The 25,106-nt window shown below is 42.6% G+C and carries 29 protein-coding genes; 15 read left to right on the top strand and 14 right to left on the bottom strand.

Annotated features, from left to right (window positions below):
- The 10 genes from rsmI to mqnP form a co-directional block, all read right to left on the bottom strand.
- A complete protein-coding gene (rsmI, locus tag OFO00_RS02890) occupies nt 1–816 on the bottom strand; it encodes a 16S rRNA (cytidine(1402)-2'-O)-methyltransferase (protein WP_270864808.1) in 816 nt (271 codons plus the stop codon).
- Nucleotides 817–1,017, bottom strand: coding sequence for a 50S ribosomal protein L31 (rpmE, locus tag OFO00_RS02885; RefSeq protein WP_270858428.1), 201 nt, complete (start codon nt 1,015–1,017; stop codon nt 817–819).
- A 71-nt stretch (nt 1,018–1,088) separates the two neighbouring features.
- Entirely contained in the window at nt 1,089–1,745 is a 657-nt protein-coding gene (locus OFO00_RS02880; protein WP_270864807.1) for a 16S rRNA (uracil(1498)-N(3))-methyltransferase, read from the bottom strand.
- On the bottom strand, nt 1,745–2,242 hold the full coding sequence (locus OFO00_RS02875) for a hypothetical protein (protein WP_270864806.1): 498 nt from the start codon (nt 2,240–2,242) through the stop codon (nt 1,745–1,747). Before OFO00_RS02875 ends, OFO00_RS02880 begins: the two co-directional genes overlap by 1 nt.
- Complete coding sequence (locus OFO00_RS02870) at nt 2,242–2,427, bottom strand: hypothetical protein (protein ID WP_270858431.1); 186 nt, start codon at nt 2,425–2,427, stop codon at nt 2,242–2,244. The genes OFO00_RS02875 and OFO00_RS02870 overlap by 1 nt, the downstream gene beginning before the upstream one ends.
- Nucleotides 2,427–3,008, bottom strand: a complete 582-nt coding sequence (locus OFO00_RS02865) for a 6-pyruvoyl trahydropterin synthase family protein (protein ID WP_270864805.1) — start codon at nt 3,006–3,008, stop codon at nt 2,427–2,429. Before OFO00_RS02865 ends, OFO00_RS02870 begins: the two co-directional genes overlap by 1 nt.
- On the bottom strand, nt 3,005–3,754 hold the full coding sequence (locus OFO00_RS02860) for a 7-carboxy-7-deazaguanine synthase QueE (protein WP_270864866.1): 750 nt from the start codon (nt 3,752–3,754) through the stop codon (nt 3,005–3,007). The genes OFO00_RS02865 and OFO00_RS02860 overlap by 4 nt, the downstream gene beginning before the upstream one ends.
- 2 nt (nt 3,755–3,756) lie before the next feature.
- The gene (gene moaA / locus OFO00_RS02855; RefSeq protein ID WP_270864804.1) at nt 3,757–4,722 is read right to left on the bottom strand and encodes a GTP 3',8-cyclase MoaA; all 966 of its coding nucleotides are present in this window, start codon (nt 4,720–4,722) and stop codon (nt 3,757–3,759) included.
- 82 nt (nt 4,723–4,804) lie between these two features.
- On the bottom strand, nt 4,805–5,164 hold the full coding sequence (locus OFO00_RS02850) for a hypothetical protein (protein WP_270864803.1): 360 nt from the start codon (nt 5,162–5,164) through the stop codon (nt 4,805–4,807).
- A 9-nt stretch (nt 5,165–5,173) separates the two neighbouring features.
- Entirely contained in the window at nt 5,174–6,043 is an 870-nt protein-coding gene (gene mqnP, locus OFO00_RS02845) for a menaquinone biosynthesis prenyltransferase MqnP (protein WP_270864802.1), read from the bottom strand.
- A 127-nt stretch (nt 6,044–6,170) separates the two neighbouring features.
- On the opposite strand from mqnP, the gene miaA reads away from it, so the two are divergent.
- Nucleotides 6,171–7,049 (top strand): tRNA (adenosine(37)-N6)-dimethylallyltransferase MiaA, encoded by an 879-nt coding sequence (gene miaA, locus OFO00_RS02840; RefSeq protein ID WP_270864865.1) that lies wholly within the window; start codon nt 6,171–6,173, stop codon nt 7,047–7,049.
- Nucleotides 7,050–7,405: 356 nt separating this feature from the next.
- Here the strand turns inward: miaA and OFO00_RS02835 are convergent, their stop codons facing one another.
- Nucleotides 7,406–8,968, bottom strand: coding sequence for an inorganic phosphate transporter (locus OFO00_RS02835; RefSeq protein WP_442867902.1), 1,563 nt, complete (start codon nt 8,966–8,968; stop codon nt 7,406–7,408).
- Between the two features lie 207 nt (nt 8,969–9,175).
- Here OFO00_RS02835 and OFO00_RS02830 point away from each other — a divergent pair, with 207 nt between their 5' ends.
- Genes OFO00_RS02830 through nuoN form a run of 14 tightly spaced genes read left to right on the top strand, consistent with a single transcriptional unit; the run spans nt 9,176 to nt 22,650 of the window.
- Nucleotides 9,176–9,565 carry an NAD(P)H-quinone oxidoreductase subunit 3 gene (locus OFO00_RS02830; protein ID WP_270864801.1) on the top strand — a complete coding sequence of 130 codons (390 nt, stop codon included), beginning with the start codon at nt 9,176–9,178 and terminating at the stop codon, nt 9,563–9,565.
- Nucleotides 9,547–10,056: a NuoB/complex I 20 kDa subunit family protein gene (locus OFO00_RS02825; RefSeq protein ID WP_270864800.1), complete on the top strand. Its 510-nt coding sequence runs from the start codon at nt 9,547–9,549 to the stop codon at nt 10,054–10,056. Before OFO00_RS02830 ends, OFO00_RS02825 begins: the two co-directional genes overlap by 19 nt.
- Nucleotides 10,056–10,853, top strand: coding sequence for an NADH-quinone oxidoreductase subunit C (locus OFO00_RS02820; protein WP_270864799.1), 798 nt, complete (start codon nt 10,056–10,058; stop codon nt 10,851–10,853). Before OFO00_RS02825 ends, OFO00_RS02820 begins: the two co-directional genes overlap by 1 nt.
- A complete protein-coding gene (gene nuoD, locus OFO00_RS02815; RefSeq protein WP_270864798.1) occupies nt 10,853–12,079 on the top strand; it encodes an NADH dehydrogenase (quinone) subunit D in 1,227 nt (408 codons plus the stop codon). The genes OFO00_RS02820 and nuoD overlap by 1 nt, the downstream gene beginning before the upstream one ends.
- Nucleotides 12,076–12,306: an NADH-ubiquinone oxidoreductase subunit E family protein gene (locus tag OFO00_RS02810; protein ID WP_270864797.1), complete on the top strand. Its 231-nt coding sequence runs from the start codon at nt 12,076–12,078 to the stop codon at nt 12,304–12,306. The genes nuoD and OFO00_RS02810 overlap by 4 nt, the downstream gene beginning before the upstream one ends.
- Entirely contained in the window at nt 12,303–13,010 is a 708-nt protein-coding gene (locus OFO00_RS02805) for a hypothetical protein (protein WP_270864796.1), read from the top strand. The genes OFO00_RS02810 and OFO00_RS02805 overlap by 4 nt, the downstream gene beginning before the upstream one ends.
- Nucleotides 13,010–15,346: an NADH-quinone oxidoreductase subunit G gene (locus OFO00_RS02800; RefSeq protein ID WP_270864795.1), complete on the top strand. Its 2,337-nt coding sequence runs from the start codon at nt 13,010–13,012 to the stop codon at nt 15,344–15,346. The genes OFO00_RS02805 and OFO00_RS02800 overlap by 1 nt, the downstream gene beginning before the upstream one ends.
- The gene (nuoH, locus tag OFO00_RS02795) at nt 15,339–16,334 is read left to right on the top strand and encodes an NADH-quinone oxidoreductase subunit NuoH (protein WP_270864794.1); all 996 of its coding nucleotides are present in this window, start codon (nt 15,339–15,341) and stop codon (nt 16,332–16,334) included. Before OFO00_RS02800 ends, nuoH begins: the two co-directional genes overlap by 8 nt.
- An 8-nt stretch (nt 16,335–16,342) precedes the next feature.
- Entirely contained in the window at nt 16,343–16,954 is a 612-nt protein-coding gene (gene nuoI, locus OFO00_RS02790) for an NADH-quinone oxidoreductase subunit NuoI (protein WP_270862937.1), read from the top strand.
- On the top strand, nt 16,951–17,490 hold the full coding sequence (locus OFO00_RS02785) for an NADH-quinone oxidoreductase subunit J (protein ID WP_270864793.1): 540 nt from the start codon (nt 16,951–16,953) through the stop codon (nt 17,488–17,490). The genes nuoI and OFO00_RS02785 overlap by 4 nt, the downstream gene beginning before the upstream one ends.
- The gene (gene nuoK, locus OFO00_RS02780) at nt 17,487–17,807 is read left to right on the top strand and encodes an NADH-quinone oxidoreductase subunit NuoK (protein ID WP_270858447.1); all 321 of its coding nucleotides are present in this window, start codon (nt 17,487–17,489) and stop codon (nt 17,805–17,807) included. The genes OFO00_RS02785 and nuoK overlap by 4 nt, the downstream gene beginning before the upstream one ends.
- Nucleotides 17,800–19,647 (top strand): NADH-quinone oxidoreductase subunit L, encoded by a 1,848-nt coding sequence (gene nuoL, locus OFO00_RS02775; protein WP_270864792.1) that lies wholly within the window; start codon nt 17,800–17,802, stop codon nt 19,645–19,647. Before nuoK ends, nuoL begins: the two co-directional genes overlap by 8 nt.
- An 8-nt stretch (nt 19,648–19,655) precedes the next feature.
- Nucleotides 19,656–21,179, top strand: coding sequence for an NADH-quinone oxidoreductase subunit M (locus tag OFO00_RS02770; protein WP_270864791.1), 1,524 nt, complete (start codon nt 19,656–19,658; stop codon nt 21,177–21,179).
- The gene (gene nuoN, locus OFO00_RS02765) at nt 21,169–22,650 is read left to right on the top strand and encodes an NADH-quinone oxidoreductase subunit NuoN (protein ID WP_270864790.1); all 1,482 of its coding nucleotides are present in this window, start codon (nt 21,169–21,171) and stop codon (nt 22,648–22,650) included. The genes OFO00_RS02770 and nuoN overlap by 11 nt, the downstream gene beginning before the upstream one ends.
- A gap of 55 nt (nt 22,651–22,705) precedes the next feature.
- Here the strand turns inward: nuoN and OFO00_RS02760 are convergent, their stop codons facing one another.
- The 3 genes from OFO00_RS02760 to OFO00_RS02750 are packed head-to-tail and all read right to left on the bottom strand — an operon-like array spanning nt 22,706 to nt 25,105.
- On the bottom strand, nt 22,706–23,920 hold the full coding sequence (locus OFO00_RS02760; RefSeq protein WP_270864789.1) for a saccharopine dehydrogenase family protein: 1,215 nt from the start codon (nt 23,918–23,920) through the stop codon (nt 22,706–22,708).
- Nucleotides 23,921–23,972: 52 nt separating this feature from the next.
- Entirely contained in the window at nt 23,973–24,605 is a 633-nt protein-coding gene (locus OFO00_RS02755) for a LysE/ArgO family amino acid transporter (RefSeq protein ID WP_270864788.1), read from the bottom strand.
- On the bottom strand, nt 24,602–25,105 hold the full coding sequence (locus tag OFO00_RS02750; protein ID WP_270858453.1) for a hypothetical protein: 504 nt from the start codon (nt 25,103–25,105) through the stop codon (nt 24,602–24,604). Before OFO00_RS02750 ends, OFO00_RS02755 begins: the two co-directional genes overlap by 4 nt.
- Nucleotide 25,106: the final 1 nt, after the last annotated feature.

Here is a 25,106-nt window from a genome sequence, read left to right as displayed (position 1 = left end):
TTATTTTATCAAATCGTTGTAGATTTCTTTGACAGATTTTCCGGTGATTTTGGCAAGCAATTTTGCCTTGATTTTTGGCGAAATTTCGAGGCTTTTAATGTCGTTTTCGCTGATTTTTTCGAAATTTGCCTCTTTTGCACCGGCTACCACCACAGCCCACTCGCCGTTTAAATTCGCGGTTTTTAGGATGAGGGCTAGCTCTTTTGCGCTGCCAAAAAATTTGGTTTCAAACTTTTTACTCGCCTCTTTTATGGCAAAAATTTGGCGATTTTCGTCTAAATTTTCGATACCGCAAACAAGGCTTAAAATCCGCTTTGGCGATTCGTAAATCACGCATGGATAGGGGTTTTTGAGCATGTTTTCTATGGCGATTTTGCGCTCTTTGCCAGTATTTGGCAAAAAACCTAAAAAGCAAAATTCCTTCTGCACTATCCCGCTAGCCGCGACTGCTAGCAAAAGCGCGTTTGCCCCGCTTAAAATTTCGTATTCGATGCCGTTATTTTGGGCAAATTTCACAAGCGCAATCCCTGGATCGCTAATGCAAGGCATGCCAGCGTCGCTTAAAAATGCGCAATTTTTTTGGGTGAAATTTGAGGTGTCAAATTTGGCGAAAAATTCGCTTTCGTTGTGCGTGTGAAGCGAATAAAACTCTTTTGGAGTGAAATTTATCTGATATTTTTCGCTAAGTAAGTTTAGAAGTTTTTTACTAAATCTTGTGTCCTCGCAGATAAAAATCTCGCATTTGGTGAGTATTTCAAGGGCATGGGTTGAAATGTCAGCGAGATTTCCTATCGGCGTAGGAACGAAATAAAGCAATTATTTCATTCCGTATTTTTGTTTAAATTTCTCAACACGACCCGCGCTATCTACGATTTTTTCGCTACCTGTGAAAAATGGGTGGCAGTTTGAGCAGATATCTACACGGATTTCTTCTTTGTTTGAGCGTGTTTTAAAAGTGTTGCCACAAGCGCAAGTTACGGTTGTTTCAACATAATTTGGGTGAATATCTTTTTTCATTTTAACTCCTTGCAAATTTTAAAAGGTTGCGATTATACAATAAAATTTTTAAAAAATCAAATTTGACTTTTTTAGAAAATAAGCCTTGCGCAAGCAGTCATTATCGCGGTGTTTGAGCGCAAAATATATGGCAAATTCAGCTCGTAAGATTTGCTAAATTTTTTGCGTTCATTTTCGGAAAATCCACCCTCAGGTCCTATAAAAGGAATCTCATTTTTATCAAAAATCTCCAAACTTTTGCCCTCAAAATCAATCAAAACCGAATTTGGATATTTAGCCAAAAGCTCGTCCGAGCTAGCTAAAATTTCAAGCTCTATGATAGAATTTCGCCCGCACTGACACGACGAATTTATCAAAATTCGCCCCATGCGCTCCAAATCCAACCTAATATTTTTTTGCGAAAAATCGCTATAAACAAAAATGATTTTTGCCACGCCCATTTCATTTAAGCTAGGAAGCGTTTTTTCGATCACGCTTGGCTCGACCACCGCCCAAGCAAGGCAAAATTCGTGCTTTGGCGCGATGACTGAGTTTTTAAAAACCAAATTCGCTACCGCGGTTTTGCGCGAAATTTCAGTGATTTCATAGATATAATTGCTTTCATCGCGCAAATTTCTAAAATCCACTCTATCGCCCACGCTAAGGCGTCTAGCCTTTAAATGCGAAAAATTTTCGCCCGAAATTTCCAAAATTTCGCTTCCTGCGTTTTTATCATAAAAAAATACCATTATATAAAACTCACTATCAAAATTATCGCAAAAATTGCGCCCAAAATTTTAGCTATTTGCGCGCGGTAAATTTCAAATTTTTGCCCCAAAAATGCGCGTTTAAGGCGTTTGTATCCCACCGCGCACAGCCCCATTATGCACACTGCGCCCACGCACATTAGCCCCACGCTCACGCTCACGCTAGCCATTACTGGCAACATCACAGCCCCAGTTGTTACAATCGCTGCCAAAACAGCGTAATACACGGGCAAAAATTTACGAATTCTAGCCAAATATTTTCGCCCATTAAAAAGCTTTTTGCGCGCTTTTATCCCCCTTAAATTTCGCAAAGCAGGAAATTTCACGACGCCGTTTTTCTCGGCTGAATTTAAAGTATAAAATTTAATGTTTTTATCGATTTTAAGGCGCGTTAATGCAAAATAAATAATCGTAAGCGCGCCAAAGACAAAGGCGAAAAATTTATGAAAGCCTAGCGCGCTAGCAAACATATACTCCATTACTCTACCACTGGTTCTGGCGGGAGTTGCGGGTTGATTTGCGGGAGCGGGTCAGGGTTTGCGATGCTCACATCACTAGGCACCTCGCTAGATACAGGCGGCTTTTCTAGCACCTTTTCTTCCTCTTCTTTGCACCCCGTAAAAAGTGCTAAAACCGCAAAAATACCCAAAATTTTCGCTCTCACTAACAATCCTTTTCGTAGCTAAATTTTACGCCATTTACGAGCTTTTCAAACATTTTTTTATCTCTCCACTCAGCCATTACACCTGAGGAAAATTTAATCTCTTCTAGCTCGATTTTGCCCATATTTTCGTTATCAGCGTCTTCTTCGAAGCACTGCGCATAGCCCGTGGAAGTCTCATGCACGATGACGCTATGAAGCCTTACTTCGCGCTCGCCGTTTTTCATTTCGCTTAGTTCTAAAAGTCTGCGAATTAAGATAAAAAATATTCTCGCAAACTGCTCTGCGCTCGCATTTTGCGGGATCTCTATCCAGCGCGCGCTGTATTTTTTCAAATCGTTTTTGTATTCGTCGCTCTCGCCAGAAAATATCGTCGTAGCATGGTCGAAACTATCGATTAAATCCCTAATCCCAAGCTTCATATAGCCAAAATCATAGACCATGCCAGCATTATCAAGGTAATTTGAGCTAAGCAAAACCTCGCATTTATACGAGTGCCCATGGATACTGCCCCTGCACCTTTGCGACCCGCAAAAGCGCACTATATGGGCGTTTTCGAACTCATACATTTTTCTGATTATCATACACTTTCCTTATCGTTCCAAATTCTAATATGCGCTCTATCGGAGTAATTATAACCATTTTTTATGCAAAATTTAGCGACAAATTCTGCGTTTTGCTCCAACTCCGCCTTGTTTGCGCCAAGAGGCATACAAAAAACCTCGTTTTCGCACTCTCTTAAAATTTCGCAAATTTCAGCCTCGGCGTCAAATTCAGGCGAAATTACAAATTTATAAAAACTATCTTTTGCATTTTTTTTAATCGCTTTTAAAGCCTCGAAATTTAGCCGTTTTTCGCGCGGTTCGCCCGAATTTGAAAGCTTCGGCGAGATAGCAAAAACGCAATCTTTATAAAACGCAAACTTTTCAAAATCGATTAAAATCGTGCCGTTTGTTTCGAAATGCACCTCGAAATTTAACCTTTGTAAATTTTGGATAAATTCGATAAAAATTTCGTTTTTGTGGTGCAAAAGCGGCTCGCCACCAGTGATGATTATAATGGGTTTTTGCGAATTTGCATTTGAAATTTCGCCATTGATTTTTTCTATTAAATACTTCGCCGAAATTACTTCTTCACTCTCAAAATGCCCCGTCTGCACCGCGCGAATCGTATCGCACCCAACCAAAATTTCGCCAGTTTTAATTGAGCGCGTGCTCACGCCAAATCCAGCGCATTTTAGATTACACCCCGCAAAGCGCATAAACAGCGCAAGTCTGCCTGAGTATTTGCCCTCGCCTTGGATACTTAAAAAGCTCTCTACTAGGCGCAATCTCAACCACCGGTTTGGTAAAATGCGCGGCTTGAAATTTCGTTTTGAGCGCCGATTTCCCAGCGATTTTTTTCTGGTTTGTTTTCTAAGACCTGCGCTAAAATTTCGCTAGCTTTTGCGATGTCACCGGCGCGCACAGCCTCTTTTATACTTAGGGCGTCCTCGAAATACAAACACGGTATCAAATGCCCCTCTGCGCTCAGTCTTAGCCTATTGCAACTAGCGCAAAAATCGTGTTTGTGCGGATCGATTATGCCAAAAGTGTAGCCGTCATCTAACGCATAAAGCGAAGCTGGGGAGGTGGCTTGCTTTTGAAGCGGTGAAATTTGGTATTTTTCGCCGATGATTTTTAAAATTTCATTTGATTTCACACCCTTTAAATTTTGCGCATGAGTGTTTTCCATAAACTCTATGAAGCGAATTTGCACCCCTTTTTCTCTGGCAAATTCGATTAAATGGCAAATTTCATCGTCGTTAATCCCAAGCAAAACGACGGTGTTTAATTTGACTTTCAGCCCCACTTCCAGCGCTGCTTCAAGCCCTTCTAAGACATTGTATAAAACGCCCTTTTGAGCGATGTATTTGGCGCGCTCTGGGCGAAGTGAGTCAAGCGACATATTTATGCGTTTTAGCCCAGCGTCCGCTAAATCTTTGGCATAATTTTTGAGATAATATCCGTTTGTGGTAAGGGCTAAATCGATACTTGGCGCATAATCGCTTATCATTTTGACAAATTTTGCGATATCACGCCTGATTAGTGGCTCGCCGCCTGTGATACGGATCTTTTCTATGCCTTTGTCGATTGCGACCTTGACGAAGCTAAACATCTCCTCAAAGCTTAGAAGATTTTCCCTAGGCACCCACTCAAATGGGGTGTTTGGCATGCAGTAACGGCACCTGAAATTGCACTTTTGGGTAACTGAAATTCGCAAATAATTAATATTTCTACCAAATTTGTCGATTAGCATTATAAACCTTAAATTTCTAAATTTCAGCGATTATATATAAATAAAATTCTTTTTGCAAAATTTTATTTTTATATTGATTGGTTTATTTTTTCACGCTTACAAGTAGCTCTTTTAACTGCTCTAAAAGCGGGCGGATTTGCGCCTCGACCCTAGTATCGACCAAAGATGAAACCCCGCTTAGTCTTTGCTCAATCACCTCATCAATGACATCAGCGACTGCGTTGATATCTAGGCTGGCTACGCCATTGCCTCCATTTTCAACCATAGCGTGAAGCTCTTCGAGCTTTTTCTTTAACATATAGTTTTCTTGCATGCTATCGGTGATGACCTGATCGAAGCGTTCGAATTTTTTATCTGTCTGCTTGTCCTTGATAAACATAACGATTAAAATCAAAACTATAACTACACAAAGTCCCAAAATAATAAGCATATTTAAATCCACTTTATCTCCTTAAAACAAACTTATCCAAACAAATATAAAGAATATAATACCCAAATATCCGTTTAAAGTAAAAAACGCTCTATCGATTTTGCTAAAATCTTTTTCGACGATTTTATGCTCTTTGTATAAAATCAGCGTACACACAGCCACGCCGATATAGGCAAATGTGCCTAAATTTGCCAGCGCGCAGTATAAAAACCAAAAAATCACACAAATTGCGTGAAAAAGCTTCGAAATAAACATCGAAGCCTCTTTGCCATAACGCGACGGTATGCTAAATAGCCCATTTTGCCTGTCATACTCCATATCTTGGAGCGAGTAGAGCACATCAAATCCCCCTACCCAAAACACCACGCCCAGACACAGCACCACAGACCAAATCGAAATCTCGCCTGTTACTGCGATATTTCCAGCAATCGGCGCAAGGCCTAGGCAAAGACCTAGCATTAAATGCGCAGTTTCGCTAAATCGCTTGAAATACGAATACGAGCCAAGCGCGAGCAAAATTGGCACGCTAAGCCCAAAGGCAAGGCTATTGATAAAATAGGCTACAAGCACGAAAATCACGGCATTTGCTATGATAAATGCAAGCAAATTTTTGCGACCTATGCGCCCATCGACACTTGGGCGAGAAGCGCAACGAGGGTTGTTTCGGTCGATTTCTTCGTCCAAATAGCGATTTACGGCCATTGCGAAGCTTCTAGCACTCACGGCGCACAAAATACCCAAAACAAAAAGTCCAAAGCCAAACCACATTGAGCCGTTTTGCGCCTTTGAGGCTGTTATCATCGCCACGAAAATAAACGGCAGGGCAAAAACCGAGTGTTTGAAAACTATTAATTCGTTGATATCTTTTAAAATTTGTTTAAATTTTTCCATAAATTCCCTTATTTCGGGCGGTATTTTAGCAAAAATTTGGCAAAAAATCTATTTATAATTAAATTTTTCTATCTTAAATTTGCTAAAATTAGCCCCAAAATTTAATTAAAGGCAAAATTTGAGCGAAATTTTACAACTTGCACTCATCGGCACGACAGCCAGCGGAAAGACAGATTTAGCGCACAAAATCGCCCTAAAAACAGGCGCTGCGATTTTAAGCCTCGACGCACTTTGTGTCTATAAGCTAATCGACATCGCTAGCGCAAAACCTAGCAAAGACGAGCTAGCGCAGGTGCCGTATTTTGGGATAAATTTGATAGAACCAAACGAATATTTTAGCGTGGGCGAGTTTATCAAAGAATACGAAAAAGCGCGCGAATTTGCCACGCAATCGCAAATTCCACTCATCATCACAGGCGGAAGCGGATTTTACCTAAAATCCATGCTCTCAGGCCTTGCGCCCAAAATCCAAGACGCTCAAATTTTCCCACAAAATAGCGAAATTTTCGCGCTTGCTAGCAAAATTGATAGTGAGTTTTGCGCCAAATTTAGCGCATTTGATACATTTAGACTGCGCAAATGGTATAGCATTTATGTCGCTACTGGCGAAATTCCAAGCGAATTTTTGCGTAAAAATACTGCCCAGCCTGTGATAAAAAATCTCAAAATTTTTGAAATTTTGCGCGAAAAGGACGAAATCAATGAGCGAATCGCACTTCGAACAAAAAAAATGTTTGAAGCGGGAATTTTAGATGAGGCGAAATTTTTGTTTGAGCGATATGGATATGAGTGCAAATCCCTATCCTGCGTGGGTTTGAAGGAGTGCGGAGAGTATTTGCGGGGCGAGATTTCAAGGGCTAGTTGCGAGGAGCTCATCACAATCCACACGCGCCAGCTCGCCAAACGCCAGCGCACATTTAACAAATCGCAGTTTGAGGGCAAAATACACGCCCCAAGCGAAATTTTAGAGAGAGAAATTTTAGAATTTTTGGGTAAAAACGGCTAAATTTGACACCAAATCTGTCGTTGTAAGAAATGTGGCGCAAGCTATGAGTGTAAAATTTTAAGTGTGCAAATTCCGTGTCATTGCGAGAATTTGCGTAGCAAATTCGAAGCAATCTAGGGAAGTTTAAATTCAAAATTCAACCTAAATTTAGCATTGAATTATTTTTAAAATTAACCTGCGCCGTGAAATTCTCTGTAAGGGGGAGGGCGCGCTTTTTAGGAGACGCTACCCTCCCCCTTACCAACCCCCACCCCTGTAAAACCTTAGAAGTGGCTAAATTTAAAGCTTCGCTTTAAATTTAGCTGATTTAATTTTACTGAAATGCTTCGCATTTCTCGTAACGCCAAATTTAAAATTTAAATCACATGCCTTAAAACTATAAACATCACCGCAGCTAAAAGTGATGAGGCAGGAAGTGTGATAATCCACGCTAGCCCTATTGGCTTCATCAAAGACCAGTTTGTGTTGCCATTGACTACGCCGATTCCCAAAATCGCGCCGATTAACACATGCGTCGATGAAATCGGAAGCCCTAGCACAGAGGCTACCATGACTACGATTGCGCTGGCTAGCTCTGCGCTAAATCCAGAGGCAGGGTGTATCTCGGTCAGATTCGTCCCCACAGTGGCGATTACCTCTTTTCCTACAAACCAAAGCCCCACGATAAGCGCTACGGCAAACATTACCATGATTTGCGGTGGCACAGGGCTATCGCCGTTAATCGAACCACTCGCAAGCGTATCAAGTATCGCAGCAAACGGCCCTACGGCGTTTGCGATATCGTTCGAGCCGTGCGAAAAAGCAAATCCGCACGCTGTTAAGACCTGCAACCAGCTAAACATCAAAAATGTCGATTTATGCAGATCAGACCTGCGCAAAGTCTTGGCGAAAATAAACATCAAAAGCCAAGTTACCACCGTGACCATGCCGATAATTAGGTAATTGTGAATATCGCTTAGCCCTAAATCTAAATTTTGAAGTCCCTTAAAAATCAGCATTGATGAGATTACAAACGCCCCAATCCCTGCCACGGCTGGAATTCCAAATTCTAGCGCTCTATGCGATTTTAAACCCTCTTTTTTCCTATCCAAATTTACGATTTTTTTATAATAATCGCTATCTAGCTCGCTCGGATCGAAATCAGGGTCTTTCATAGCGTAGATATCGTGATTGACAGCCTCTGCGTAGGCGATTTTTTGGATATCATCGAGCGTTTCAAATGTTTTTTTGTGTAGTTTGCGAAGTGCCTTTTTTTCGCGTTTTATGCGGTCAATGCGAATTTGCGCGTATTTGTTATAATCCAAAATATAGTGCTTAATCAGCCAAAACACACCATACGAAATCAGCCCCCCAAGAAGTGGCGAGAGCACCCATGAGCTGGCGATTTTACCGATTTTGCCCCATTGGACTAAGCCTAGGGCTGAGATTTCAGGATTATTCATCAAAAATCCAAGCGTTATGCCAGAGCCGACAATTCCGCCTACAATCGCATGTGTGGTCGAAACAGGAAGTCCGTGCTTGCTAGCGAAAAGTAGCCACGCCCCAGCCGCAAAAAGCGCACTCATCATAATATAAATAAAATCGCTCGGGTGTATGTGAGAGCCACCAAAATCAATAATCCCGCTTCTAATCGACGCCGTAACCTCGCCGCCAGCGATGATTGCGCCACTTGCTTCAAACACAGCCGCGATACAAAGAGCCTGCGTGATAGTCAGTGTCCCGCTTCCCACGCTTGTGCCAAAGCTATTTGCCACATCGTTTCCGCCGATGTTAAACGCCATGAAAACGCCCAAAAATACGGAGATTACGAAGATTAGTTTATTAGCATTTCCTATAAATCCAAAACCCCAAATAAAAAAATAAATCATCGCACCAAGAGTTATACCGATTAAAAGGAGGTTGATTTTTTGTGTTTTCAAAATTTATCCCCAAAAATTTAAAAATAACCTCTCAATTCTACCCTTTATCCATTTAAAAAAAACTAAAAAACGGGGGCAAAATTTATATTGACATTTTTTATCTTTTTTCTTAAATTTTTATGAAAAAGCTTATTTAAAACGCAAAGTAAGATTTTATAAATCATAAAATGATAAAATTAAGCCAAATTTTCAAATTTAAGGTAAAAAATGTCAAGACTTCCAAACGATTCATCATATTTAGGCATTTTTATTATGTTTATTTTGGCGTTTTGCGTGTTTTCACTCACCGTAAAATTAAGCTCGATTATCAGTAAAAAACTCGCCAATCGCAATGATGAGAGATTGAAAAATGATTTTTACGAAGCAGGCCCAGAGGCCGTAAAACAGCCAAATTCGATAAATTCACACTTCTACATAGTTGCGGTTTTGTTTATACTTTTTGATGTTGAGATTATCTTTATGTTTCCGTGGGCTGTGAATTTCAAACTCTTAGGCGCGTTTGGATTTGCCGAGATGATTTTATTCATCGCATTGCTTGGCGTAGGATTTGTTTATGCGTGGAAAAAAGGAGCGCTTTCATGGCAGAGCACAAAATAGACTACACCAAAGAAAATGGCCTTCCTATCGTGCTTACCACTGCCGATAAGCTGATAAATTGGGGCAGGTCAAATTCGCTGTGGGCTATGACCTATGGGCTAGCGTGTTGCGCGATAGAGATGATGGCCGCGGGCGCTGGCAGGTATGATTTCGACAGGTTTGGGACGATTTTTCGCGCCTCAGCCAAACAAGCCGATGTGATGATAATCGCAGGCACGCTTACGAAAAAACACGCCGAATTCACCCGCAGACTATATGATGCGATGCCTGAACCAAAATGGGTGATTTCAATGGGTTCTTGCGCCAATACAGGCGGTATGTTTAACACATACGCCACGGTTCAGGGCTGCGATAGAGTGGTGCCTGTGGATATCTATCTGCCGGGCTGTGCGCCTAGACCAGAGACATTGCAGTTTGCGCTGATGATTTTGCAGAAAAAAATCCGCCGCGAAAGAGCATGTAGAACGCAAAAACCAAAAAGGCTGATTTGATGAGAAAATACACACCAAAGGGCGATAAAAACGCGAAAAACTACTACAACGATAGATTTTTTATCCCCAAAAAAAGTGAAAAATTTGACCCGAAAAATTCCAAATTTAGCGATGATTTTGAAAATTTATCAAATTTAGCCAAATTTGAAATTTTAAACGCTTATGTCGAATTTGACACCCTTGTAATTTACACACAAAAAGATGAAATTTTGTCTGCGCTTAAAGCGTGCAAAGAGCTAGGATATGAAATTTTATGCGAGCTAAGCGGGGTTGATTTCATAGCTAAAAGTGGCGGAATCGAGGTTTTTTATCAGCTACTTGACATACACAGAGCGCGCCGTATGAGAGCAAAATGCTTCGTAAAAATCGGCGAGTATCTGCCAAGCGCGACAGGTATTTTTAAAAGCGCGAACTGGGCGGAGCGTGAATTATACGATATGATGGGGGTATGGATTGCGGGACACCCAAATTTAGGACGAATTTTAATGCCAAATGACTGGTTTGGCCACCCACTTTTAAAATCATATCCGCTCCAAGGCGACGAATTTGCCAAATGGTATGAGGTGGATAAAATTTTCGGGCGCGAAAAGCGAGAATTAATCGGCGAGGAAAACCGCGATTCGGCTATGGTTGATGACAAAGATACCTTTAATTTCTCACGCATAAACCACGAAACCCCTTATGGCGAGGCTAGACCGAGCAAAGCTAGCGCGCAAGAATACCAAGAACCTAGCGGAGTGCGCTTCATCAAAAAGGCCAAACGAGGCGCACACAAAATCATAACAGAGAGAAAATAATGCAAAAACCGACCAAACTTAGACCATTTTTTGAAAATACCGAATTTACGCGCGTTGGGAGCAATATGATACTAAATTTCGGCCCCCAACACCCTAGCGCGCATGGTCAGCTAAAATTAGTCTTGGAACTCGACGGCGAGCTAATCGTGCGCGCACGCCCAGAGGTTGGCTTCATGCACCGAGGCGTGGAAAAAATGGCAGAAAATATGATTTATAGCGAATTTGTGCCAGTAACTGATCGCATGGATTATATCGCAGCAAGCGCGAATAACTACGGATTTTGCGCTGCTGTGGAGAAGTTGTGCGGTATCGAGGTGCCACGCAGAGCCCAGATTATTCGCACGATTTTATTAGAGCTAAATCGCATTAGCTCTCACCTGCTTTTTTTGGGCACGCACGCCCTAGATATCGGGGCTATGAGCGTGTTTTTATACTGCTTTCGCTCGCGCGAGCATGTATTGGATCTCATAGAAAAATACTGCGGCGCAAGGCTAACGCACAACAGCATAAAAATCGGTGGCGTTTTTGTGGATTTGCCTGAGCTTTGGTGCGAGGAAATGCTTAGCTTTTGCGATGATTTCCCAAATGATATTAAAGAATTTGAAGATTTGCTAGATAATAATAGAATTTGGCTTTTGCGCACACAAAATGTCGGTGTAATCTCCAAAGAAGACGCCCTAAATTTGGGCTGTTCTGGCGTCATGCTAAGGGCTAGCGGGCATAAATGGGATATCAGAAAAGAGGAGCCTTATCTCATCTACGACGAGCTAGACTTCGATGTGCCTTACGCGAACGCTGGGGATTGCTACGCTAGGTATAAATGCTATATCGCCGAAATGAAGGAAAGCCTTAAAATTTTGCGCCAGTGTGCGGGGCTGTATAAAAGCTCGCCAGCTGGAATTTTAGCCGATAATCCGGAATTCATAAGCCCTAGCAAAGAGCAGATTATGACGCAAAACTACTCGCTAATGCAACATTTTGTCCTAATTACACAAGGGCTAAAACCCCCTGCTGGCGAGATTTATCACGCTACCGAGACCCCAAAGGGCGAGCTTGGATACTACATTTACTCCACAGGGGATTCGCGCCCGTATCGGCTCAAAGTGCGCACACCTAGCTTTTGGCACTGCGCGCTGTATGAGGAGATACTGCCAGGCCACTACCTAGCCGACGCAGCCGCGATAATCGGTAGTTCAAATATACTTCTTGGCGAGGTGGATCGATGAGGCGATACGATTTGCGCCATTTACGGGGAAATTTCCTAAACCGCATGGGGGAAATTTTGAAAAACTCTGCCCCAAACGAGACTATGATTTTTATCTTTGAAATGGGCGAATTCGACCAAATCAAAGCCAGTGCAAACCTCGTGGAAGGGCTAAATTCGACACTTTTAAACTCACTTAGATACAACCAAGCTGACTGGATGATAGTCGCTAGAAAAGGAAAAAAATGAAAATACTAAATTGCGCTTCGTTGCTAAGATTGCAAGCACCAAATTTATGGGAAAAATTTAAAAATGATGAAATTTTAACCCTTTCTGCCCTGCAAGATGAGGGCTATGAAAATTTAATCAAATGTGAAATCGGCGCACAGGGCTATGTTTTGGCGCTTTTGTGTATGAGTTTGCCAAATTTGGACGCCACGCAAAAGGCGTTTTTTGAGGATTTAGACGATGCGTTTATGAGCGCAGAGAGCAATGTCGGAGACGAGGAAATCGAGGTTTTGAGCGAATTTTTGAGTGGTTGCGAAATACTCATTATAGATGACGCTCTTATCGATACTCACAGCGACAAGGCAAATATCCAAACATTTTTATCGCTTTTGCAAGATGAGTATAAATTTAAAATTTTGCGCCTAAATGGCGAGGAATTTTGCCCGCAAAAGCAAAATTTAAGCGAGCTAAAAGAGCTTGAAAGCTTCGACGGCGCCGTGGTTTTCAAACACAGCCTCGATGATAAATTCATCGGTGGGGCGTATTTTAGCATGGTCGCAAAGATCAAAGACGGCGATATGTGCGAAATAAGCACGCCAAATTTTAGCGTAAAACGCAAATTTGAGTTAGACGCAAATTTAAAAGGCACGGTCGCAAGACTTGGTTTTGGGGGAGAAAATTTCAGTGGCTATGACTTCGAAATAGCCAAAATAAGCAGGATTTAATGGCAAAAATTACAATTGACGGGCAAATTTGCGAATTTAGCGAAGGGCAGAGCATTTTAGAAATCGCGCGCGAAAACGGGATTTATATCCCGACTCTATGCTACCTGCATGGCGCGTCGCCCACGCTAGCGTGCAGGCTGTGTATGGTCGAGGCCGATGAAAAGGTAGTATATAGCTGTAACGCCAAGGCAAAAGAGGGCATGAGCGTGATCACAAACTCGCCAAATTTAAGCAAAGAGCGCAACGCCATAATGCAGGTTTATTGTATAAATCACCCATTGGAGTGTGGTGTATGCGATAAAAGTGGCGAGTGCGAATTGCAAAACCTAACCCAGCAAATGCGCGTTAGCGCTCAATCCTTCGCCGTGGTTGATAGCGCGAAAAAGGTAGAGGATTGGGGGTTTTTAAGCTACGATCCTAGCCTTTGCATTGTGTGCGAACGCTGTATAAAAACAGCCAAAGATCGCCTAGGATTTGACGCCTTTAAACTAGTAGCGCGCCAGAGCGAACCACTAAGTCCAAATTTAAAAGATAGCATGCCAAAAGACGCCTACGCCGTGCTAAATAAAATGCAAAAAAGCCTAATCGCGCGCGTTAGCGATGATGATGATTGCGTAAATTACGGCGAGTGCGCGGCCGCGTGCCCTACTGGCGCGCTAAGCGTGAGTGCGTTTAAATACAGCTCAAATGCTTGGGAGCTTCGCAAAATACCAGCCTCCAACCCGCACACGAGCGATTGCGAACTGCTTTTTTACGAGGTAAAACGCACTGCAATTTCCGAGCCAAAAGAGAAAATTTACCGCGTAAGTAGCGATATAAATTTTGCCCCTCTTCACGCCGGGGCGCGCTTTGGCTGGGATTTTTCAAACGAAAACGCGGTTAAAAATGAAGCCAAATTTAATGAAATTGTAGAAAAAATAAAAACCAGCGTTATCAAAAATATCAAATTTAACAGCTTCATCACAAACGAGGAAGCGCGAATTTTAGAGCTTTTGCGCGAAAAATTCGACCTAAATTTGATAAATTACGAGGCCAAAAGATATCAAGATTTTTTGCGAAATTTTAGCGAATATAGCGGTATGAGATTATACAGCGGGAGCGAACAAGCCGTGCGAAATAGCGATTTTATCGTGTGTGCGGGCAGTTTTTTGCGCTCGGACGCGCCAAATTTGGCTTACGCGCTAAATAACGCCCTAAAAGTGCGAAAATCGCGCGCTCTGTATTTTCACGCCGTGCGTGATAGCGGACTAGACGCATTTGGCAAAAATCTCATTTCATGCCAGCACAAGGCGGGTTTGGAAGCGCAAATTCTGCTATGGATTTTGCAAAATTTTGGCACGCAAATGCCAGAGTGGCTGGATAAAAAACTGGGCGCAAATTTTGAAATTTCAGGCGAAAATAAAGTTTCAAATTTCGCAAAAAACCTAAATTTAGACGAAAACGTCCTCCGCGAAATTTGCCAAAACGCCCAAAATCCCGCCCTAATCATCGGCGAGGATTTTATCAAACACCCACGCGCTGACACCCTTGCGAAACTGCTTGGGCTTATTGAGCGATATACGAATTTTAGCGTCTTAATCATACCGCCTCGCACAAATAGCCTTGGCGTGGCGCTAATCTGCAATCTTGGCGAGAAGGGAGTTGGCGAGATTTTAGGATACAACGAGGACGGCGATTTTAAATTTGGCGTGATTGACGCGGATTTACACGCGCCTAGCCTAGTGCAACAAGAGGGCACCTTCACTAACTACGACAAGCGCGTAGTGCCGACAAATGCGGCATTGGCATACGGCGGATACGAGCTAAACGATATCGCAAACGCCCTTGGCGTTAATGCCACTTTTGCGATTTCATACACGCCAAATTTGGGCGAGTATTTCGAAAAAATCAAATTTGATGATTTAGAGAATTTTTACGACAACTGCGGGGAAAATCACCGCGGATACGCTCTGCAAAACCGCCAAATTTCGCCAAATTCTGATAAATTTGACATCTTTGTTTCAGATGAGATTTGCGCTAAAAACGGCGAAATTTTAATCTATGAAGCAAACCCGCTTCACCAATTTAACGCATTTACCGGCATTAGCGCAGCTCTTGGCGAAAGTGGCGCGATATTTATGCACCCGCAAATCGCGCAAGAGCTAAATTTAGCTCTAAACGATATGGTAAAAATCGAGTGCGAGGGCGAAAAAATCGTAATTAAAGTCAAATTTGATGATAAATTTCACGGGGTTTATCTAGGATATTTCGACGCAAAAATTCCTACGCAAAATATTTTTGTAAATTCGCGCTACAAAGCCGTAAAAATCGAAAAAATCGGAGGCAATAATGAGTGAGTTTGCCCTAAATTTCGCATTTACCTTCATTAAATGTCTAATCATCATCGCTCTAATCGCCACAATGGCGGGCTTTGCGACATATATCGAGCGCAAGGTCATCGCCTATATGCAGCGCCGCTTAGGTCCTGCTATCGTGGGGCCTGCTGGCGTGCTTCAAGTCGTAGCCGATATGATTAAACTAATCACCAAAGAAGATACGATTCCAACGCATGCGAATAAGTTTCTTTATAAAATTTCGCCGATTATCTCAGCTGCCGCTGCGCTTGTGGCTATTAGCGTGGTGCCGCTTTTGCCTGAATTTAGCCTTTTTGGCCATACTATTCGCCCGATTATCGCTGATATAAATGTCGCGCTTTTGTTTTTGCTTGGAGCTAGTGCTGCTGGCGTTTATGGGCTAGTTATCGGAGGTTTGGCAAGCTATAATAAATACGGCTTAATCGGCTCATTTCGCGCCTTTTTGCAACTAATTAGCTTTGAGGTTATTAACGCTTTAAGCCTAATTCCGATTATTATGATTGTGGGCTCACTCTCACTGATTGATATCGTAAATACCCAAAGTGGCGGGATTGAGAAGTGGTTTGTGTGGAAAGAGCCGGTATGTTTCGCGCTATTTTTAATCGCTTCGTTTGTGGAGTGTAACCGCACGCCACTTTGCCTTACCGAGAACGAAACCGAGCTTTTAGCAGGGGCTAGCACGGCGTATTCTGGGTTAAGGGGCGGTATGTTTTTCATCGGCGAATACGCCAATATGATAACCTACTCTATCGTAATCTCGCTCATATTTTTTGGCGGATACAATAGCTTTTGGTTTATTCCTGGCTGGGTGATGATAGCCCTTAAAGCGGGCTTTTTCTTCTTTTTGTTTTTATGGAGCAGAGCGGCATTTCCGCACCTGCGCCCAGACCAGCTAATGGCGCTTTGTTGGAAGGTTTGCATGCCACTAGCGCTACTTAGTATTTTGATCACTGGCATTGTGATTTTATAGGAAAGATTATGGGAATTTACAAAGAAATCGACAAACGAAAACCGCTTTTAAATAACAAAGACAAATTTAGAGAATTTTTAATTCGCACATTTAGGGGCGAGCTTTTTGTGGGGCTTTGGGTCGTGCTTCGCCAAATGCTTGCCCGTGGCAATACCCACACTCTAATCTATCCGCAAGAAAAATTTGATTTGGGATTAAGGTATCGTGGCGTGCATAGGCTAATGAGATTGCTAGAAAGCGGAAATGAGCGCTGCATAGGCTGTGGGCTATGCGAAAAAATCTGCGTCTCAAACTGCATTGCCATGCAAACTAGCCTTGGAAGCGACGGGCGCAAAAAGGTCGAAAACTACTCCATAAATTTAGGCAGGTGCGTGTATTGTGGGCTGTGCGCCGATGTCTGCCCAGAAATCGCAATCGTGCATGGTAGCGAATACGAGCTAGCAAGCGAACAGCGGGCGTATTATGGATTTAAAGAGGATTTTTTAAGCAGGGGCGAGGATTTGTGCTTGGTAGATGCAAATAAAGAATTTGAGGGCTATGGAAGCTTGGACGCGAACGCAGGAGCGCGCGTGAAGCGCACGCCTACTGCGTATTTTAGCGATGAAAAGGAGAGCTTATGATAGAGGCTTTTGCGTTTTATTTTTTCGCAATCCTTACCTTGGGGCTTTTTAGCGTGAGTGTGTTTTCGCGAAATTTGCTTTATGCTATGAGCGCACTGGCTGGCGGCATGATATTTTTGAGCGGATTTTTCTTTTTGCTCGGGGCTGAATTTCTAGGCGTAGTGCAAATCATAGTCTATACGGGCGCAGTAATGGTGCTGTATGGGTTTTCGCTTATGTTTTTTGACGCTAGCAAAAATGTTAAAGAGAGCGCAAAACATGCCAAAATCTTCTACACCTTAGCCATTTTTATCTCGCTTTTGCTAGTGCTAATCATCTCAGGTGCGCTCATCGCAAATGACGCGCCAAGCCTAAAAATCCCAAATAGCGACAATATCCAAGCTATCGGAACTCTGCTTTTTACGAAATATTTGCTGATTTTCGAGGTGGTCGCCATAATGCTACTTGTGGCGATGATTTGCGCTATCGTGCTAACTCACAAACAAATGGATATTTGCCAAAGCTACGAAGAAAGCGCGATAAAGGAGGAGGCATGAGCCTAAATCACTATTTAATCGTGGCAAGTCTTATGTTTGTTTTGGGGCTTGTGGGGGTTATGAAAAGACAAAATTTAATAATGCTATTTTTCTCAACCGAAATTTTGCTAAATTCTGCAAATTTAGCCCTTGTGGCAATCGCTAAATTTCACCAAAATTTAAATGGCGAAATTTTCGCCCTTTTTATCATAGCAATCGCTGCTAGCGAGATTGCCGTGGGACTAGCGCTTTTGATTTTGTGGTATAAAAAAACAGGCAGTATCGAAATAGATAGTTTTGTAAATTTTAAAATTCCACGCGGAGAAAAAAATGCTTGATACTATGTTTTTTTGGCTATTAATCGCACTTTTTGCCCCGCTAGTTTCGGCGATTTTCGCTGGGATTTTTATCAAATTTAGGGATAAATTATTCGTGGGTGTCATCTGCTCGTGCCTAATAGTGCTTGGCACAATCGCTTCGCTGTGGCTAGTGGAATTTGTCCTGCAAAACGGCGGTATGGACATTGCGCTAGCAAATTTCATAAGTGTGGGCGAACTAAATATAAAATACGGCGTGATGATCGACTCTCTTAGCACGATTATGGCGATTACCGTGGGGATCGTAAGCTCCGTGGTGCATATTTATTCGATTTATTATATGCAAAAAGATCCGGGCTTCGCCAAATTTTTCGCTTACCTTGGGCTTTTTGTCTTTTCAATGCTAGTTTTAGTGCTAAGCGATAATTTTATCGGGCTTTTTATCGGCTGGGAGGGCGTGGGGCTTTGCTCGTGGCTACTAATCGGCTTTTGGCACGATAGGGATAATAACGCCTGGTGCGCGAACGAAGCCTTTATCATGAACCGCATAGCCGACCTTGCCATGCTACTTGGAATTTTTGCGATTTATCTAAATTTCGGCTCGTTTGCCTATGATGATGTCCTAGCAAACGCTAGCAGTGCCGACAGGGGCGCACTTGCGCTCATTGCTGCATTGCTTTTCATCGGTGCTATGGGCAAAAGCGCACAGTTTCCATTTCATACATGGCTAGCTGACGCTATGGCGGGACCTACGCCAGTTTCTGCGCTAATCCACGCTGCGACTATGGTTACGGCTGGCGTTTATTTGGTGATTAGGGCAAATTCTATCTTTGCGCTCGCCCCTGATGTGGCGCAAGCTATCACCTATCTTGGGGCGTTTGTAGCGATTTTTGCCGCGTCAATGGCGTGCGTGCATAATGATCTTAAAAAAATCATAGCCTACTCTACGCTATCCCAACTTGGCTATATGTTCGTAGCAGCAGGGCTTGGGGCGTATGCTATCGCGCTTTTTCACCTTGTAACTCACGCGTTTTTTAAATCGCTTCTTTTCCTTGGGGCTGGAAATGTAATGCACGCTATGGCAGGCAAACTAAATATCCAAAAAATGGGCGCGCTGGCTAAATTTATGAAGCCTAGCCTTGCGCTTATGAGTATCGGTTCGCTAGCACTTTGCGGGTTTTATCCATTTTCTGGATTTTTCTCAAAGGATAAAATTTTAGAAACTGCCTTTGCTAGTGGGGCGCACTTTATCTGGGCGGTTTTGTTTTTTGGCGCGCTTTTGACTACATTTTATAGTTTTAGGCTTTTAATGCTTGTCTTTTTTGGCGAGAAAAAATACGACCACGACCCGCACGAGGCGAAGTCTTATGCTCTGCTTGCAATGAGCGTTTTGGCGGTTTTGGCGATGATTTGCGGCTTTTTCGCGGCTGAGTTTTACGGCTTTGTGGGCTATGTTTTGCCAAGCTTTCATAATGAAATTTCACGCAACACCGAAATTTTGCTAATCGCTTTAACGCTAGGTGCTATTAGCGTTGTGGCAATCGCTACAATTTTTGCATATAAAAACGCAAAATTTAGCCCAAATTTGAAAAATTCTAAAATTTACAAAATTTTAAGCGCGCAGTATTTTATACCGCAATTTTACGACATTTTCATAGTGGGAAGCTATAAAATCATAAGCCAAATTTGCGCCAAAATAGATAGCGCGATCATTGATAGCATTGTAGATCTAATCGCCAAAGCGCTACTAAAAATGGGCTTTGCGCTCCAAGGCGCAAACGACGGGACAAATTTGGGCACAAATTTGAGATTGATGATTTTTGGCTTTTTTGCGCTTTTGGTTTTAGTATTTTTGATTTAAGGTAGATTATGGAGCATTTTTTAAGTTTAATTATATTTTTCCCAGCCGTCGCTGGGGCGCTTGGGGTTTTTATCGATGAGCGGAGCATAAAAACTTATGCCGTGATGATGAGCCTGATAGAATTTGCGCTTTCGCTCTTTTTGCTGGCTTTTTACGAGGGCGGGACCTCGTTTAGCACCTCGGCTAGCATAATTAGCGCGTATGGGATAAGCTATTTTATCGGCGTAGATGGGATTAGCCTATTTTTGGTGATTTTAAGCACGCTAATGACATTTTTGGCCCTAATTAGCCTAAGCATAAGGGAGAGGGTTAAAAATTTAATCATCTCGGTTTTGTTTTTAGAAATGACGATGATTGGGGTATTTGTCGCGCTTGATGCGATATTGTTTTATATATTTTGGGAACTCTCTCTTATCCCAATGCTCTATATCATCGGCGCGTGGGGAAGCGGACGCAGGATTTATGCTGGGGTGAAATTTTTTATCTACACATTTTTTGGCTCTATGTTTTTGCTCGTGGGGCTAATCGCAATGGCGTATTTATACTACAAATCCACGGGCGAACTAAGCTTTAATCTCATCGCGTGGCAGGGGCTAAATTTGCCAATAAATGCGCAAAATTTGCTATTTTTGGCTTTTGGAATTGCTTTTGCGATAAAAACACCGATGTTTCCATTTCACACTTGGCTACCTTACGCGCACGGACAGGCCCCTACAATCGGCTCTGTTTTGCTAGCAGCTGTTTTGCTAAAAATGGGAACTTACGGCTTCGTGCGATTTTCGTTGCCACTTTTCCCTGATGCGTGCGTGCATTTTGCCCCTTTAATGTGCGTTTTGGCGGTAATTATGGTGATTTATACCAGCTTCATCGCATTTGCGCAAAAAGACATAAAACAAGTCGTCGCTTACAGCTCTATCGCTCACATGGGCGTGATAATACTAGGCATTTTCTCGCTTGGAAGCGAGGGCGTTAGCGGGGCGATATTTTTAATGATTAGCCACGGAATCACCTCTGGCGGGCTTTTTATGCTTGTGGGATTTATCTATGATAGACGCCACACGAAGCTACTAAGCGAGTTTGGCGGACTTGCCAAAATTATGCCAGTTTATGCCTTTTGCTTTGGCGTGGTTTTATTTAGTGGGATTGGACTTCCGCTTACGATTGGATTTGTGGGCGAGTTTTTAAGCCTGCTTGGCATTTATAAAATCGGCTTTTTGTATGCGCTTTTTGGCGGATTTGGTATAATTATGGGGGCGATTTATAGCTTAAATTTATACAAAAAAACATTTTTTGGCAAAATTTGCGTCGAACAAAACAGAAGCTTAAAAGATTTGAAATTTAGCGAAATTTCAAGCATTGTTCCGATTTGTGTTTTGTGCATTTTTCTAGGTGTCGCGCCAAATTTTATGCTTAGTCGCATTTCGCCAAGTGTGAGCGAAAATATCGCTCTCATGGCGCACAACGCCCAAAATTTAGCCACCAAAAACTACATAGAAAAAGCAAATTTCAAGGCGGTGATAAATGCAAAATAGTCTTTTAAATTTAGCCGTAATCGTGCCAATGGCGATTTTGTGCGTATTTGCGCTACTGATTTTAGCACTTTGCCTTTTTGGGCGCAAATTACCCCAAAACTTCTACGCCATAATCACACTTTTAGCCCTTATTTTGGACTTTGGCTTCGTTTTTGGATACAGCGGCGGCGCAAGAGGCTTTTTCGATATTATGCTAGTTGATAATCTAGCAATTCTTGCAACTCTTATAATTTTAGGTTGTAGCGTGTTTTATATCTGGCTAAGCCTTGGGGCTAAAAGCGCGCACGAATACAGCGTGGCGGAGTTTTTCGCCATTTTTCTTTTTATGATTTTAGGGTATGAATTTATGGTATCAAGCGAAAATTTAATGATGATTTTCGTTGGATTAGAGACCTCATCGCTAGCACTTTATACACTCATTGCCATGCACAACCGCGCGCGCTCTGCTGAGGCTGCGCTCAAATACTTCGTAATGGGCGCGCTAGGTTCTGCGTTTTACGCATTTGGTGCGGCGCTATTTTTCCTAATCACAGGCTCATTTGAAATTTCGCAAATCGCTATGATTGCGCAAAATTCAGGCCTTAGCACGAGCGCGGCTCTGTTTGGCGCAAGTGCATTTATGATAGCTTCTATCGGCTTTAAGCTATCATTTATCCCATTTCACGCATGGATTATGGACGCTTACGAGGGCGCTAGCTCAGCCCTTAGTGGCTTTATGTCTGTCGCGCCTAAAATCGCAGCCTTCATTGTGGCCATTAGGCTTTTTGAAGCACTGCAAAACATAGGCGTAGCGTGGCTTAACTCGGTTTTATACGCAATCGCCGTGCTTACAATGAGCGCGGCAAATATCATGGCACTAGTCCAGCACGATGTCAAACGCATGCTTTCTTACAGCGCGATTAGCCACGCCGGATTTGGGCTTTGCGCCATAGTTATCGGCACGACGGAAGCAAATTTAAGCCTTTTTGTTTATTGGGTTTTATACGCAATGGCGAATTTAGGCGCATTTGCCGTGCTTTGGAGCGCGAGAGAAAAAAGGGATTTGCACGGCGTCGGTAGCGAAATTTGGAGCCGTTTCGAATACCCGTATGAGAAATTTAATGGCCTTATCCACACATTTCCACTGCGCGCGATTGCTCTGGCTATTTTTATGCTGAGCCTCGCTGGAATTCCGCCGTTTGGGCTGTTTTGGGGCAAATTATATTTGCTAGGCTCTGCTATTAGGGGCGAATTTTACGGCTTGGCTGTGATAATGGCGGTAAATAGCGCGGTTGCGCTGTATTATTATCTGCGTTTAATCGTGTGTATGTTTTTGTGCGAGGCGGACTTTCGCTCGGCTAAATTTCGCGCCGCACTGCGCCAAAGTAGCGCGCCGATAAATTTCGCCGTGGCTTTGTGTGCGGTTTTGTGCGCTATAATGCCGTTTCTTGTGGATTTTATAAGTAGTAGTATGGGTAAGGTTGTGCTTTAAGATTAAAATTTTGGCTCAAATTTGAGCCAAAATTTAATTAATTTACGGGCAAATTTTACTCTGCCACCCTAGTTTCGTTTGGATCCATTTCGATGATTTCCCATGGTAAGCCTTGGCGATTTAGCTCGTCCATAAATGGCTTAGCATCAAATTCTTCCATATTAAATACGCCTTTTCCACTCCACTTGCCAGTTGCTATCATCATCGAGCCTATCATCGCAGGCACACCTGTGGTGTAGCTAACAGCCTGTGCGCCGGTTTCAGCGTAGCACTCTTCGTGGTCGCAGACATTGTAAATATAAACTTTGCGTGGTTTGCCGTCTTTAAAACCTTTTATCACGCAGCCGATATTTGTTTTGCCTTTGGTGCGTGGTCCTAAACTTGCTGGGTCAGGAAGTAAAGTCTTTAAAAACTGAATTGGCACGATTTTCATGCCGTTATGCTCGACTTCGTCAATGCGAAGCATGCCGACATTTTCTAGGCAACGCATGTGCGTTAGATAGCTTTGTCCAAAGGTCATAAAAAAGCGAATTCGCTTCAAGCCTTTGATATTTTTAACCAAACTTTCCATTTCTTCGTGATAAAGCAAATAGCTATCTTTCACGCCGACACGCGGGTAGTCCCATTTCATCATTATTTCAAGCGGTTTTGTGGTGATCCACGAGCCATTTTCCCAGTAGCGACCGTTAGCTGAGACTTCACGCAAATTAATTTCTGGGTTAAAATTTGTCGCAAACGCGTATCCGTGGTCGCCTGCGTTGCAGTCAAGTATATCAATCTCGTTTATTTCATCGAATAAATAATGCTCGGCGTAGGCGCAAAATACATTTGTAACGCCCGGATCAAATCCGCTTCCTAGAAGTGCGGGAATTCCTGCATTTTTAAAATCATCATTTTTCGCCCATTGAAGTTTGTATTCAAAATGCGCGGTGTCCGGGTGCTCGTAGTTTGCGGTATCGATGTATGGGATACCAGCTTTCAAACAAGCGTCCATTAGTGTGAGATCCTGATACGGCAAAGCCACATTTAAAAGCAAATCTGCTCCGATTTCTTTGGCGAATTTTGCCACGGCTTCCGTATCATCAGCATCGATTTTAGCCGTTGCGATTTCTACGCCAAGGCGATCTTTTATAAATTTAGCGATTTCATCGCATTTGCTTTTGGTTCTACTTGCTAGTGTGATTTTAGTAAAAACCTGCGAATTCATCGCACATTTCACGGTTGCCACACGGCTTACTCCACCTGCTCCGATAATCAAAATATGGCTCATTTTTCTTCCTTTAAACAAAATTTGCAAATTTTATCAAAAACGCACTTAAAAGCTAAATTTTAAACAAAAATTCCGCTATCAAATACGCCATATAGACCATTATCACGCCCACCACGCTATCTATGATCCGCCATGCTTTTTCGTTCGCAAACAGCCCGGCAAGCGCCCTAGCGGCGTATCCTAGGCTAAAAAACCACGCGAAGGATACCAAAACCGCCCCGCAAAAAAACCAAATTTTTAGCTCGCTTGGCACGGGAGCTGATGTCGAGCCGATAACGACGATAGTATCTAAATAAACATGCGGATTTAGCACGGTTACGGCTAAGGTTTTTAAAACCACCGGAAGCAGTGAGGCGTTTTTAGCGTTTTTGATTTTGGCAAAGTGCGAGCCCTTGTATGCGCTACGAAATGAGGCTATGGCGTAGCTTAGCAAAAACAAAATTCCACTCACACCCAAAATCAGTGTCAAAAGCTCGTTTTTAGCGAAACTCTCGCCCACGACAAAGACGCCAAAGCCCGTAAAAACGATATCAAGCAGGGTGCAAAGCGCGCAAACGACGAAAATATAGCTTTTGGCTAAGCCTTGCGAGATGACAAAGATATTTTGTGCGCCAATCGCCACAATCATCGATAGCATGAGTCCAGCCCCGCGCAAAAATGCGCTGGTGATGGCTGGGTCTATCATTTGCGTTTGCCGTGTTTTTTAGAATTTGCGCTAGGCTCTTCGGGTTCGTTTTCAAAGCCCATTTTAGCGCGCAAAATTTTATTTATTTCATAGATTGAGGTTTCGTAGATATCTGGCATCGTAGCCTCTTTATCAGTATAAAAATGCAAGAAATTATAAGTATCGTCCAAATCCAGAGCGCGCTTGAATTCGAAATTTAAAAGTTTAACCTGCTTTTTGCCAGCGGTGAAAGTTTTGACATTGATATTTTTAATATCGGCGAATTTAAACTCACACTCACGCTCGTTTATGACGATTTTTAGGGCGTCATCGGTGATTTCGATATGTTTTTTGCTAAACATTTTTTTCAGACAAAACAGCGCACTCACAGCACAAGTCGCCGACATAAAAAGCGCAATCCCACCATATCCGATATGATACAAATATCCGCCACAAACTGCCAAAATAAGGGCAGCGACTAAGGTTGCTCTAACTGGTTTTTTATTTTCGTTTATTATCATT

Origin of the sequence: Campylobacter sp. VBCF_04 NA7, assembly GCF_027737405.1 — a bacterium.
In the GTDB taxonomy this organism is placed as follows: domain Bacteria; phylum Campylobacterota; class Campylobacteria; order Campylobacterales; family Campylobacteraceae; genus Campylobacter_B.
This window is presented reverse-complemented; position numbering and strand designations above follow the sequence as displayed.